At 54.9% G+C, this 12954-nt stretch carries 10 protein-coding genes; 3 read left to right on the top strand and 7 right to left on the bottom strand.

Features of this window, described 5'->3' with window-relative positions; translation table 11 throughout:
• Position 1: 1 nt before the first annotated feature.
• The gene (locus tag HFD94_RS09390; protein ID WP_064690787.1) at positions 2 to 949 is read left to right on the top strand and encodes a carbohydrate kinase family protein; all 948 of its coding nucleotides are present in this window, start codon (positions 2 to 4) and stop codon (positions 947 to 949) included.
• Positions 950 to 951: 2 nt separating this feature from the next.
• Entirely contained in the window at positions 952 to 2034 is a 1083-nt protein-coding gene (locus tag HFD94_RS09385; protein ID WP_010247085.1) for an ABC transporter ATP-binding protein, read from the top strand.
• Between the two features lie 478 nt (positions 2035 to 2512).
• On the opposite strand, the gene HFD94_RS09380 is transcribed toward HFD94_RS09385, so the two are convergent.
• Entirely contained in the window at positions 2513 to 4453 is a 1941-nt protein-coding gene (locus HFD94_RS09380; protein WP_167433060.1) for a methyl-accepting chemotaxis protein, read from the bottom strand.
• Positions 4454 to 4975: 522 nt separating this feature from the next.
• Here HFD94_RS09380 and HFD94_RS09375 point away from each other — a divergent pair.
• Positions 4976 to 6103: a Fic family protein gene (locus HFD94_RS09375; RefSeq protein WP_167433059.1), complete on the top strand. Its 1128-nt coding sequence runs from the start codon at positions 4976 to 4978 to the stop codon at positions 6101 to 6103.
• Positions 6104 to 6171: 68 nt separating this feature from the next.
• Here HFD94_RS09375 and HFD94_RS09370 read toward each other — a convergent pair whose 3' ends face one another.
• From HFD94_RS09370 to HFD94_RS09345, 6 genes are all read right to left on the bottom strand, one after another.
• On the bottom strand, positions 6172 to 7566 hold the full coding sequence (locus tag HFD94_RS09370; RefSeq protein WP_167433058.1) for a glycoside hydrolase family 1 protein: 1395 nt from the start codon (positions 7564 to 7566) through the stop codon (positions 6172 to 6174).
• A gap of 12 nt (positions 7567 to 7578) precedes the next feature.
• Positions 7579 to 9441 carry a PTS beta-glucoside transporter subunit IIABC gene (gene bglF, locus HFD94_RS09365; protein ID WP_122889388.1) on the bottom strand — a complete coding sequence of 621 codons (1863 nt, stop codon included), beginning with the start codon at positions 9439 to 9441 and terminating at the stop codon, positions 7579 to 7581.
• A 137-nt stretch (positions 9442 to 9578) separates the two neighbouring features.
• Positions 9579 to 10412 carry a BglG family transcription antiterminator LicT gene (gene licT, locus HFD94_RS09360; protein ID WP_010670373.1) on the bottom strand — a complete coding sequence of 278 codons (834 nt, stop codon included), beginning with the start codon at positions 10410 to 10412 and terminating at the stop codon, positions 9579 to 9581.
• A 615-nt stretch (positions 10413 to 11027) separates the two neighbouring features.
• A complete protein-coding gene (locus tag HFD94_RS09355) occupies positions 11028 to 11372 on the bottom strand; it encodes a YebG family protein (RefSeq protein WP_022624344.1) in 345 nt (114 codons plus the stop codon).
• Positions 11373 to 11530: 158 nt separating this feature from the next.
• Positions 11531 to 12325 carry an SIR2 family protein gene (locus tag HFD94_RS09350; RefSeq protein ID WP_010247078.1) on the bottom strand — a complete coding sequence of 265 codons (795 nt, stop codon included), beginning with the start codon at positions 12323 to 12325 and terminating at the stop codon, positions 11531 to 11533.
• Complete coding sequence (locus tag HFD94_RS09345; RefSeq protein WP_010247077.1) at positions 12322 to 12882, bottom strand: non-canonical purine NTP pyrophosphatase; 561 nt, start codon at positions 12880 to 12882, stop codon at positions 12322 to 12324. Before HFD94_RS09345 ends, HFD94_RS09350 begins: the two co-directional genes overlap by 4 nt.
• Between the last annotated feature and the right edge of the window lie 72 nt (positions 12883 to 12954).

Below are 12954 nucleotides of genomic sequence, written 5' to 3'. Positions count from 1 at the left end.
TATGGTCACTACCCTCACGCCCACCCTCTATGTGGTGGGCAATATAAATGTTGATTTAATCATGAGTACGCTCAGCGACTGGCCGCAGCGCGGCACGGAAGTGATGCTGCAGCACAGCGAGTTACGTCCCGGTGGGTCCGCAGGTAACTGTGCGCTGGCGCTGGAGGCGATGCAGGTGCCGCATCGGGCCATTGCCAATCAGGGCGACGATGGCTTCAGTCACTGGCTCGCCAGTCACTTTCCTCATAGCGCTGCATACTGGCCGCGCTATGCCTGTGAAACCTCGCTGACGGTAGGCGTGACCCATCCCGATAACGAACGCTCGTTTCTCAGCAATCACGGCCATATTACCGTGCTGACCGCGGACGATGTGCTGGCCCAGTTGCCGTCGCAGGCGACGTCGGGCGACATCGTACTGCTGTGCGGCACCTTTCTCTGTCTGGAACTCTATGATCACTACCCGGCGCTGCTGGCCGCGCTGCAACAGCGTGGCTTCTGTGTCGCCGTGGATACCGGCTGGCCGCCTGCGGGCTGGAGCGATGCGCTTCGCTTACAGATTGGCAACTGGTTAGCGGACTGTGACTGGCTGCTGCTGAATGAGGTGGAAGCGCTGGGCTTATCGGGCGCAGAACTGCTGGATGAAAGCGGTAAACAGCTGGCAGCCCGGCTCAGTGGTCGCGGCGGCTGTGTGATTAAGTGTGGCGCAGAGGGCGCACGTCTCTGGTCTGCCGCCTCTGTACAGTATGCTGCTGCCCAGCCGGTAACGGTGGTAGATACCATTGGTGCCGGTGACAGTTTTAATGCCGGTTTTCTTACTGCACTGCTCTATCACCAGCCATCGCACACGGCGCTGCGCTGGGGCATTGAAGTGGCATCACAGGCGATAAGCAGCTCTCCGCGCCGCTATCCCAGCTGGCAACAACTCCAACTATCAAATGAGGTGCGCTGACCATGGCCAGTGTTGAACTTGTACAGGTGGCGAAGCGCTACGGTAAACAGAGCGTGCTGCACCCGCTGGATTTAACCATTCCTGATGGCAGTTTCACTGTGCTGGTCGGCCCCTCCGGCTGCGGCAAATCAACCCTGCTGCGGCTGCTTGCCGGTCTGGATACCGTCTCTGACGGGGCGATCATGCTGGATAAAAAACGCATTAACGATCTCGATCCTGCTGACCGGGATATCGCCATGGTGTTTCAGAGCTATGCGCTCTATCCGCATCTCACCGTCGCGGAGAATCTGGCGTTTCACATGCAGGTGAAAAAGGTGAAGCGCGAGGAGCAAAAAAGCAAAATCGCCCGCATTGCCGGCATTCTCGGCATCGATCAGCTGCTGCAGCGTTATCCAAGAGCGTTGTCGGGTGGACAGCGGCAGCGCGTGGCGATGGGCCGCGCCATGGTGCGCAATCCGCAGGTGTTTCTGTTTGATGAGCCGCTTTCTAATCTTGATGCGCAGTTACGCATGGAGCTGCGGGCCGAGATTAAGTCGCTGCATCAGCGTTTCAAAACCACCATGGTCTATGTTACCCACGATCAGGTCGAGGCGATGACGCTGGCGGATCAGATTGTGGTGATGAAAGAAGGGGTCATTGTGCAACAGGGTGCACCGCTGGCGATTTATGACCGCCCGGTTAACACCTTCGTGGCGCGGTTTATCGGGTCACCGCCGATGAATCTGCTGGATGCCCGTTTCCAGACACGCGATGGCCTGCCTGGCGTCTGCTGTGGCGAGCAGTGGCTGCCGTTGCCGCGTCGCTGGCACAGTGCGGCACAGCAGCAGGCCGATCAGCCGGTCACGCTTGGCGTACGACCCCACGATCTGATTTTTGATGCCAGCGGGCAACCGGCGGCGGTCAATATTGTTGAGATCACCGGCGAATCGACCCTGCTACATCTGAACTGGCAGGGTTTCCCGCTGCATATGCAACTGACCGGCCGCAGCGATGCCGTGCCTGGCGGCACGCTGCCGGTGACCGTTAATCCGGATAAAATGCACTTGTTTGATGCCAGCAGCGGTGTGCGGCTGACGGAGCAGTGATAAAAATAAACCCGCCAGCGGCTAATGCCAGTCAGTTAAGCGACAGATGATAACGCAGTCTGGTACCGGGCAGGGGCCTGCTCTGAAACTTCAGTGTGTATTGTTAAAAAAGGGCACGAGAGTGGAGGCCTGAACGCCTCTGCTGCTGAAAGGGCTATCCGCAGCGCTGAGGCGTGACGTTGGGCCAGAAGTCCACGCCGGGAAGCGTGGACAGTTCGGGGCCGGCCAGGGAGGGCCGATCCCCGAACGGTTCGTCGGCACGACGTCAAAGCCGAAGGTACCGCGTGAGCGGCGCGAGGACGGCCCGGCAGCAGCAGAGGTGCGCTGGCCCGCACTGCGGCTCGCTCGCCCGGAAAAAAAGGCTGTCACGTTTAACCGTGACAGCCTTTACAAATCCAATCTTAACTGATCAGCATTGCGCCAGCGGCGAGTTTTTTATTTTGTGAAGCAGAGTCTGGATCAGGAAACATACGCCTGCTTACGCCAGATGAAACTGCTCTACCGTCTGTGACAGCTGCTGCGCCTGATCCTCCAGCGAACTGGCGGCAGCCGACATCTGCTGCACCAGCGCGGCATTCTGCTGGGTGACGCCATCCATTTCATTGACGGCAATCGTTACCTGACTGATGCCACGCGCCTGTTCGCTTGATGCTGTAACAATCTCACCGATAATCCCCTGCACCGAATTCACCGCCTGCATCATCTCCTGCATGGTTTTACCGGCATCGTTTACCAGCCGGACGCCGCTCTCGACCCGCACGCTCGACTCTTCAATCAGTGCGCCGATCTCTTTCACCGCGTTCGCGCTGCGCTGGGCCAGATTACGCACTTCAGAAGCCACCACCGCAAAACCGCGTCCCTGCTCACCGGCACGTGCAGCTTCTACAGCCGCGTTCAGCGCCAGAATATTGGTCTGGAAGGCAATGCTGTTGATCATGGTTGTAATGTCGCCGATCTTTTTCGAACTGTCATCGATCTGCGCCATGGTCTGCACCACTTCACCCACCAGCGAGGCACCACGACTGGCGATGTGGGTAGCGTTTTCAGTCAGGCTGGTCGCCTGCTGCGCGTTATCGGCATTCAGGCGAATCGTGGCGCTGATCTGCTCCATGCTGGCTGCGGTCTGCTCCAGCGCGGCGGCCTGTTGTTCGGTGCGTGACGCCAGATTGAGGTTTCCGCTGGCAATTTCACCCGCCCCCTGGCGTACTGATTCACTGGAATCTTTAATCTGCCCGACAATCTGCCGGAGCTGGCTTTGCATGGTATCCAGGGCGAAAAAGAGGCTGCTGCGATCGCCGTTTTTCACCACAATCGCGTTATCCAGTTTGCCATCGGCGACGGCCAGCGCAATATGCGCCGCTTCAGCCGGCTCGCCACCAATCGGACGCAACACTTTACGGCTGAACAGCATGCCCAGCACCGTCCCGACCAGCAGAACGCTCACGACCATCAGGATCACCGCCCACATCAGCTGCCGGTTTGAGGCGGCCATCACCTGACTGACCGGTGCAACCACGCCCAGATACCAGGGTTTGTCGCTGTTACCTATCATCACCGGCTGCCAGGTGACCAAAGCGTCTTCACCCAGCACGGCATCAAATCGCTGGACGACTTTTGACGTAAAACCCTCTTTTTCGCCTTTCCAGGGCTTCCCGGCTTCATCTTTCACCGGCGAAGAGACCACATTCCCGCCGTGAGAAAGCAGCAGCGCATAGCCGCTTCCCTGCCAGGGTTTGATCTGATTCACTTTCTGTTGCAGTGATGCCAGTGAAATGTCAGAGGTAACGATCGCCTTTAGTGTGCCCTGATCGATAATCGCGGCGGCGACGGAGGTGAGCAATGTTGGCACGCCGTTATAGGCATAGCTATAGGGTTCTGTGAGCGTATCTTTTTGTGTTTTTTGCGGGATCAGATAGTAATCGCCCTGACCCGGTGTCAGATAGGAGAGCAGCGGATGCATCGCGTATTTTCCTGCCGCGTCACGATCGACAAAAAAGGCATAACGGCCCTGCGGTGCTTGACCCGGCTGTGAAGCGAACTCGGCATCACGACCATCAAACGCATTCTGTTCAAATATCACTGACATCGACAGATAGTCAGGGTTAGCACGCAGCGCATACTCCATCACCTTATCGGCCGCTTTGCGATCGGTAATACCAGCGTGGGGCAAGGCAATCAGACTTTGTCCAAGGTGACTCGCGACATCACGTGCATGGCTCAATTCCTGCTGTACCTGTAAGGCACGGCTCTGCGCAATCTGCTGCAGATATTGTTCGGCCAGCGCCTTCTGCTCTTTACCGGATTGCCAGCTGAGAACCCCAATCGTCACGGTAAATCCCAGCACTATCGTTAAACCACCCATGATCAGCATCTGGGCACGGGTACTCATTCTTTTCTTATGTGTTAACTGACTGACCATAGTGCTTCCCCTGAAATTTACCTGGCTCAATACCTCCTTGTAGTTATGGTGCTCCTGAGATCATCTATCGGCGGCGTTTTTTTGAACTTTAATGGCCATTTCCCCGCCGTGATGGGGGTCTCACAGCGCGTGATTACGGGAAGTTGATCGCAAAGGGATTATCGCGCTGCGAATGAACGGCCTTTTTTTGATCTGCAACAATACTGGTGCCCGCCATTACTGTCAGTTTATGTCAACAGTTGCTGTAGCCCCCTTATCGCAGTGGAGATAGAACAATGATCGGTAAATCAGGATTAGCTGTTGGGATGGTTGTCTGGCTGGCATATGTCGCCTGGATCGTTCACTACTATTCAGACACCTTTATGCAGTTCTCCCGCTAAGCAAACAGGACCTTCGGGTCCTTTTTTTTGCCCTCACTTCAGCCGGGTTGGCCTGTGAGCCAAATATTCGCTATTATCGACTCATTATGTGAGCCGAATAACCTTCTTTATTCGGCTCATCCACCCTTAGCGTGAGCCGATTATGAGCGTTACCTGGATCTGGCAACAGCCGGACTGGCCCCGTTTTCAGTGGCAGGACGCCGTGCTGTTACCGCGCCTGCGCCATCTGCAGCAGCAGCGCGGATTGCTGCTGGGCCGTGCCAGCCTGCATTCAGACAGTGAAACCCAGACGCTGGATACCCTGCTCAGCAATATCCTCTCCTCTTCCGCGATTGAAGAGGAGCGGGTCAACGTGCAATCGGTCCGCTCATCGCTGGCGCGTCGGTTAGGCGTGACGGAAGAGCAGCCCTATCCGGTCTCCGATCGTTCAGAAGGCCTGGCCGCCATGATGCTCGATGCCATCAACAACCGCAGCCAGCCGCTGACGCCTGAGCGTCTCTGTCAGTGGCATCGCTGGCTTTTCCCGGCCGATGAGTGGACGGTGCAGCGCCTGAGCGTCGGCACACTGCGCGGCAGTGAGCCGATGCAGGTCATCTCAGGTCGCATCGATCGTCCCACGGTGCATTTTGAAGCGCCGCCGCGACAGGGACTGGAACCGCAGCTGGCGCAGTTTATTGAGTGGTTCAACAGCAGTCAGCATGATGTGATGCTGGACCCGTTGCTGCGCGCAGCCATCTGCCACCTCTGGTTTGTCACCCTGCACCCTTTTGATGATGGTAATGGTCGTATCACGCGTGCGTTAACCGATCTGGCGCTGGCGCAGGCCGACAGTCAGAGCATCCGGCTGTATGCCATGTCACCCGCCATTCTGACGCAGCGTGCCGGTTATTACCGCATCCTTGAGCAGACGCAGAAAGGCGGCCTGGATATAACCCACTGGCTGGTGTGGTTTCTTGATATCCTGGATGAGAGTCTGCAACAGGCGATGAACGTCATCGATCGCACTCAGATGAAAGCGCGTTTCTGGCTGCGGCATCAGGGAATGGGATTGAGTCCGGAACAGGTGAAAGTGCTGAACCGGCTGCTGGATGGCGGCGAGCAGGGTTTCGAACTGGGGATCAGCGCCAGTCAGTACCAGAAGGTCGCCAAAGTGAGTAAAGCCACCGCGACCCGTCATCTGGCCGATCTGGTTGAAAAAGGCTGCCTTTACCGGCTCGAAGGCGGAGGCAGGAGTACCCGCTATCAGGTTAACTCCCGCGAGACGCCCTGAGCCAGGCTGTTTTAACTGCTAACCGGGAGTACATCGCGATCGTTGTGATGTACTCCTGAGTGCGGGAATTACTCTTTAAGTGAAGCCCCGTTGGTCGCAATGACCTCTTTATACCAGTAAAAGCTTTTCTTCCGGCTGCGGGCCAGCGAACCTTCACCAGTATCATCGCGGTCAACATAAATAAAACCGTAACGCTTAGACAATTCGGCTTTTGATGCGCTGACAAGATCGATAGGTCCCCAGCTGGTATAACCCATGACCTCCACGCCATCGTCAATGGCCTCACGCACCTGAACCAGATGATCGTTAAGGTAGCTGATGCGATAGTCATCCTGCACGACGCCCGTTGCATCCGGTATGTCTTTGGCGCCCAGTCCGTTCTCAACAATAAACAGCGGCTTCTGATAACGATCCCACAGCAGATTCAGTAAGGTCCGCAAGCCCACCGGGTCAATCTGCCAGCCCCATTCAGAACTCTGCAGGTGAGGATTTGGCACCATGCTCAGAATGTTACCCCGCATCTGCTGATTCAGTGCTTCATCGGCGGTAACGCAGCCGGACATGTAATAGCTGAACGAGATAAAATCGACGGTCGAATGGAGTATCTGACGATCGGCATCCGTGATATCCAGCTGAATATTATTCTCACGAAAGAACCGCAACATATAGCCCGGATAAACACCACGGCACTGAACATCGCCAAAAAATTGCCATTTCCGGTTCTCCTGCAGCGCTTCCAGCACATCATCAGGCTTACAACTGAGTGGATAGACCAGCCCTCCCAGCAGCATATTGCCAATGCTGGCGTCCGGGTTAATCTCGCGGCAGGCTTTCACCGCCAGCGCACTGGCGACCAGTTGATGATGAATTGCCTGATACACCTCAGCTTTGCTGCTGGTTTCCGGCAGACCCACACCGGTCATCGGCGCGTGAAGCGACATGTTAATTTCGTTAAAGGTCAGCCAGAGTCTGACTTTCTGCCGGTAGCGGGCAAACACCGTACGGGCATAATGCTCAAAGAAGCCAATCACCTGGCGGTTACCCCAGCCACCATACTGCTTCACCAGGTGCCAGGGCATCTCATAATGTGACAACGTAACAAGTGGAGTAATGAGATGTGCGGCCAGCTCATCAAATAACCGGTCATAAAAGGCCAGACCGGCCTCGTTAGGTTGTTGCTCGTCTCCGTTCGGGAAGATGCGCGTCCATGCGATGGAAACCCGCAGACAGCTGAACCCCATCTCTGCAAACAGCCTGATATCGTCCGGATAGCGGTGGTAAAAGTCGATCGCGATGTCTTTGAGGCTTTGGCTGCCCTCAACGCGCTCCGATACCGGGCCAAAAATTCCCTGTGGCTGAACGTCGGAGGTTGAGAGGCCTTTGCCCTCTTCCCGCCATGCGCCTTCAACCTGATTAGCGGCAACAGCACCGCCCCATAAAAATGAATCCGGGAAAGTTTTCATCCTGTTCTCCTTTTATTGACGAGTGACGCTGAGTAAAGGCGTACCTGCAGTGACCGCGGTCCCTGCCACAGTCATCACCTCAGGATACTCATCGCTGTTAGTGATAATGATCGGTGTTGCCAGGTCATATCCGGCATCAAGAATGGCCTGACGATCGAACTCCAGCAGCAGATCGCCGGCCCTGAACACGTCGCCCACTTGTACATGTGCCGTGAAAGGTTTGCCGTCGAGCCTGACGGTATCGATACCCACATGGATCAACAGCTCAATCCCGCTGTGACTCAGGAGTCCTATTGCGTGTCGGGTCTGAAACAGGGAGGCCACCTCACCCGCAAAAGGCGCAATCACTTTGCTGTCGGAAGGGATGATGGCCACACCCTGTCCCAGCAGGCCACTGGCGAAGGTTGGATCGGGAATCTGATCGAGCGCCAGTACGGTGCCCGTCATCGGTGACAGAATGTCATCTTCGCCAGGGGTAATCGGGAGCGCTGCGTCTGGCGCCGTGTTTCGGGGCATACCCGCTACCAGCGTCATGCCGCAACCCACTATCAGCGCGAGTAGCGTCCCGGCAATACCGCCCCATAACGTGGAATCCACACCGCCAGGTGGGATCATCTGTGCGATGGTAAAGATGTTGGCAAAACCAAATGAATAAACGTGGGTGCTGCTGAGGCCGACAATGGCACCGCCAATAGCGCCCGCCACGCAGCCAAAGATAAAGGGACGGCGCAGCGGCAGATTAACGCCATAGACAGCCGGTTCAGTGATACCAAAGATCCCTGCGGTCACGGATGAACCCGCCAGCATCTTCTGTCGTGCATCCCGACTGCGCAGAAACACCCCCAGCGCCGCGCCAACCTGGCCCATGACAGCAGGCAACAGCATGGGCAGCATTGAGTCATGCCCCAGTACGGCAAGATTGTTGATCATCAGTGGCACCAGTCCCCAGTGCAAACCAAAAATCACACAGACCTGCCACAACGCGCCCAGGGCGGCACCAGCCAGCCAGGGTGCCAGCGCATAAATCCACTGGTAACCGTTCGCCAGTATCTGACTTAAGCCCGTGGCCAGTGGGCCAATCACCAGGAAGGTCAGCGGCACGGTGACGCTCAGACAGATCAGTGGCGCAAAGAAGTTTTTCATGGAGGCGGGAAGTCGCCAGCTGCTCTGTTTTTCCAGCCAGCAACTTACCCAGGCAGCGAGAATAATCGGGATAACCGACGCACTGTAATTAAACCAGGTTACAGGGATGCCGAGAAACGCGTCCGTCATTTCACCTGACTGCTGGCTGGCATTAAAAGCTGCAATCATCGTCGGGTGGGTCAGCGCCCCACCAATCACCATGGTAATAAAGGGATTGCCGCCAAATTTCTTCCCGGCGGTGTAGCCCAGCACCAGAGGAAAGAAGAAAAACAGGGCATCACTGGCTGCAAACCAGATTTTATACGTTCCACTTTCAACAGAGAGCCAGCCACAGACCACGGCCAGCGCCAGTAAACCTTTTAGGATCCCGGAGGCGGCGAGAATGCCGATAAACGGGGTAAAAATGCCTGACACAATGTCGATCAGATGATTGAAAACATTACCCCCGGTCTTTTCCCCTTCTGTTGCTGCAGAAAGCTCATCAGCCAGCCCCGCTTCACTACGCACAGCCTGCCAGACATCATGAACGTGGTTGCCAATCACCACCTGAAACTGCCCGCCGCTTTCAACGACCATAATAACGCCCGGATTTTTCTTCAGTCCTTCAGCGTCGGCTTTATGGTTATCTTTCAGTTTGAAGCGTAACCGGGTGGCACAATGAACCAGACTTACGATGTTCTCCCGGCCACCAATATGGCTGAGGATATCCTGCGCCAGCGTGTGATATTCCATCTCGATTTCCTTACAACCGATGCCTTCGGACATCAGTCAACTGAGCCAAAAATGAAAAAAACCTGAGAACGTCCTCCTTTCAGAGTTCGCGCTCAGGTTTTGCCTGCGTTAAGCAGTAACAATCCGGTTTATGGAGCTTATTGCCCCTCTTTTCTCACCCGTTCGATGTTAATGGCGAGAAACATAATCTCTTCCGCGGTCAGCTCACGCTGATAGCTTTGTTGCAGATGCTGCGCGATTTTCACCGCACATTTCCAGGCTTTGGGATAGTTATCTTTTACTGCTGTATGCAGCGATACATCGTCATCGTTCACCACGGTACGCGTCAGCATCCGCTGAGCAAAAAACTTCAGATGAGTGACAAAACGCTGGTAACTCAGCGACGATTCGATGTACTCCAGCTGCAGTTGATACTTCACCAGTTGCAGAATCTCCTGCATAACCCGGGTGACATGCATCACTTCCGGCATTTCATTATTGAGCTGCGCCGTCACCAGATGTAGCGCGATAAAGCCGGCTTCATCCTCCGCCAGTTCGACATTCAGACGACGTGAAATGATAGCCCTGGCCTCCTGACCCAGTTCGAACTCTTTGGGGTAGAGGCGTTTGATATCCCATAGCAACACATTTTTAATTGCCAGACCTTTTTTCTGCCTTTCAATGGCAAAGTAGCAGTGGTCGGTCAACGTGATATACAAGCTCTCCTGCAATGTCCCCAGACGTTGTGTTGCCAGATCAATAATGCGGTCGCAGGTGGTCATCACTTCAGGAGGGATCTGGTGTAACAACTCCTCCAGACGACGTACCAGCAGATCACTTTGCAGCGCAAATACCTTCTCAATGTGCGCAGCGTTGAGACTGTCACCGATGCGCTTCTGGAAAGCCAGTCCACGCCCCATCACGACCTGTTCGCGTCCCTGCTCATCCTGAACCATCACCACGTTGTTATTAAGAATTTTGGCGATTTTCATCGGAACCCCAGAAACAAAAAAACCTGACATCCGACAGAGGCCAGAAGTCAGGTTTTGCCTGCCTAAGCAGTAACAATCCAGTTCGGGAACTCTATCAGTTTTAGTCGTGACCTCAATCTGTCAGGGCAAAAAGCGTGACAGCGATCGAAATCCTCTTATTAACTTAAAAAGTGACTACCGTGTTGAGTTCAGTCACCCAGGCATCCTGCGTGTGGCGATACCCGCCGGACGAGACCAGTATTAAAGCCGGGGGTGCGGTTCCGGGCAGCAAAAGGGGTATGACGCTCAGTGGAATGAAAACTCACGTTATGGGAGGAAGATAGTCATGCGAGGAAGGTCGTCTGAAAAATCGACTAATGGACTGCAGCGTTCATTAACTGCCATTTAGCGATTAAAAACACACCGCTTTGAACGCTTTTGTCACTGATCACAATGTTTTGATTTATCGGACGAAAAGCCCTTAATGTGTGAAATCGTTCTGTTGAGCGTCAGAGCCCGTTATGCAGGGTAAAAGAGTGGAAGGAAGACTATCTGTAAAGAAGTTAGCAAGAGAGCAGATCAAACCGCTATTCAGAAACAGCAACGCCGGAAGGTTCGCTTCCGGCGCTGTTGAGATTACGCGGCTTTAACGGCGCGCACTTTCTTTGCAGCAGGCTCTTCCTGCGGCTCATCCGCGCTATCGTCTGAGACAGCTTCTGGCTGAGAGACGGGTGCTGCTGCCGCTTCCGGCAGTTTGCTGGTGCGCAGAATATGCTGAACCGCATCTTTCTGCTCTGCAATCAGCAGGCCCAGCGTTTCTGCCTGAGATTCATCCAGTGCAGGTTGATGCTGTAACAGCCAGTCGGTGAAGGCTTCGGCCATATCGAGCATTTTGTCGTAGGCATCGGCCTCTTTCTTATTGGCAAACGTCATCTTCTCTTCACCCTTTCTGACTACTACAAATTTTGTTTCAACAGCCATCTTTTCGCCCTCAGGTACTGTGTATACATACAGTATATCATGCCGATCCTGCTTTGCCAGCAGAGAATAGAGTTTATCGGTTGTGCACGGGCTAACCTTAACCTGGCACAGGCTTTTTTCATTTTTCCTGACACATTCTCCGCCGCGAGGGCCGGCGGCTACACCAGCAGCTCTTCAAGAAACATCGCCAATGCCTTACGGGGATCGTCCTCTTCCGAGACGATCACCTCGATCCCCCACTGCCCCAGCACCTCTTTGGCCACCGGGTTGTTCCGGTTAGTGAACAGGTACGATTTTGGCCGGGCGGTTGCCAGCCCGGTGCGGCCCCACATCTTGGTCAGACGGTAAAACAGCAGGCGAATATTGAAATCACTGATGCTATAGCCGACAAACAGCACTGAGTTGCCCATCACATCGTGAGTCAGTTTGATGTCGAGCGGCGAATCAAAATAGAGGCGTTCAAAATAGCTGCTCTCATCGAGCACGATTGAGGTGTCATCATCAAAATCACCGTGCAGCTTGATGATGTGACGCTTATCTTCGGTGAGAGAGACCAGGTCCGCGGCGTTGGCCACTTTATAATAGGGTACGCCGTGCGCTTCATGCGCCGCTTCCAGCCAGCGATCGTAATTGGTGGTGTAGATACGCGAGAAGTTACCCTGGGTAATCATGGTATGAATTTCAGAAGAGCGGACATCAATATCGGGACGATGCCATTCGCGATCCATCCAGCTGCGCAGCGGGCCAAGCGAACCTTTTTTCTGTTTGTAATACTCCGCCAGCGACAGGTGCGTGCCATAGGTATTGAAGATTTTTGGATCGTAACCCAGCTCATTAGCAAGATGCGCAATCAGTTCATGCCACTCGGGCAGGCCAAAATTGCGCGAAATACCGGCACCGGCAAACAGAATCAGTTTGCCGGAATCATAGGCGCGTTTGAGTTCAGGTTTCATGCCATGCCCCGCGAGGTTTTTAAAAAGGTGGCGAAGCGATCCAGCGCGATGCGCCGCATCGAGATCTCATTCTTGAGTTCGCCCATTTCAGCAAACGTCTGCTCATAGCCTTCAGGAATAAAGACGCAGTCCCACTGAAAGCCACGCGTTCCGGCAGGTTTCGCGGCGATGGTGCCGCGCAGTTCACCCGAAAACTGGTACATTTTGCGACCATCGCAGTAGCCCAGTACCGTTTTGGCCGTCACGGCCTGGCTGTCGAGCCCCTGCACCAGCGCGGTAAAGCGCTCAGCGTCCAGGCGGTTCCAGAAGATGCGGGTCAGACCGGCGGGCAGGCCATTGAGGCCATCCAGATAGAGGCCGGTATGCTCTACAAATAGCGGTCGCCCAATCAGCGAAAAGGCTTTGGTCAGTTTGTCGCGTACCAGGTCGAGTTCGTTTTCAGTCTGAATTTCTTCGATGCGACGGGCGATGGGCAGAACTTCGACCCCGACAGGTTCGAGTATTTTGCGCACCTCCGCCAGCTTTTGCTCATTGGCAGAAAGGAATCTGATTTTCATGGGGCTTCCAGGTCAATTACTCCGCCACGCAGTGAGGATTTTACGGAAACAGGCGGGCAGGATAAATCACTA

This window comes from Pantoea sp. EKM20T (genome assembly GCF_011800485.1).
GTDB classification, from domain to species: domain Bacteria; phylum Pseudomonadota; class Gammaproteobacteria; order Enterobacterales; family Enterobacteriaceae; genus Pantoea; species Pantoea agglomerans.
Note: the sequence above shows the minus strand (reverse complement) of the source record. Positions and strands in the feature narration are given on the sequence as shown.

What these genes read in the sequence shown, in the direction of transcription:
- HFD94_RS09390 (WP_064690787.1), top strand. Translation starts at nt 2, where the DNA reads ATGGTCACTACCCTCACGCCCACCCTCTATGTGGTGGGCAATATAAAT.
- HFD94_RS09385 (WP_010247085.1), top strand. Translation starts at nt 952, where the DNA reads ATGGCCAGTGTTGAACTTGTACAGGTGGCGAAGCGCTACGGTAAACAG.
- HFD94_RS09380 (WP_167433060.1), bottom strand. Translation starts at nt 4,453, where the DNA reads ATGGTCAGTCAGTTAACACATAAGAAAAGAATGAGTACCCGTGCCCAG.
- HFD94_RS09375 (WP_167433059.1), top strand. Translation starts at nt 4,976, where the DNA reads ATGAGCGTTACCTGGATCTGGCAACAGCCGGACTGGCCCCGTTTTCAG.
- HFD94_RS09370 (WP_167433058.1), bottom strand. Translation starts at nt 7,566, where the DNA reads ATGAAAACTTTCCCGGATTCATTTTTATGGGGCGGTGCTGTTGCCGCT.
- bglF (WP_122889388.1), bottom strand. Translation starts at nt 9,441, where the DNA reads ATGGAATATCACACGCTGGCGCAGGATATCCTCAGCCATATTGGTGGC.
- licT (WP_010670373.1), bottom strand. Translation starts at nt 10,412, where the DNA reads ATGAAAATCGCCAAAATTCTTAATAACAACGTGGTGATGGTTCAGGAT.
- HFD94_RS09355 (WP_022624344.1), bottom strand. Translation starts at nt 11,372, where the DNA reads ATGGCTGTTGAAACAAAATTTGTAGTAGTCAGAAAGGGTGAAGAGAAG.
- HFD94_RS09350 (WP_010247078.1), bottom strand. Translation starts at nt 12,325, where the DNA reads ATGAAACCTGAACTCAAACGCGCCTATGATTCCGGCAAACTGATTCTG.
- HFD94_RS09345 (WP_010247077.1), bottom strand. Translation starts at nt 12,882, where the DNA reads ATGAAAATCAGATTCCTTTCTGCCAATGAGCAAAAGCTGGCGGAGGTG.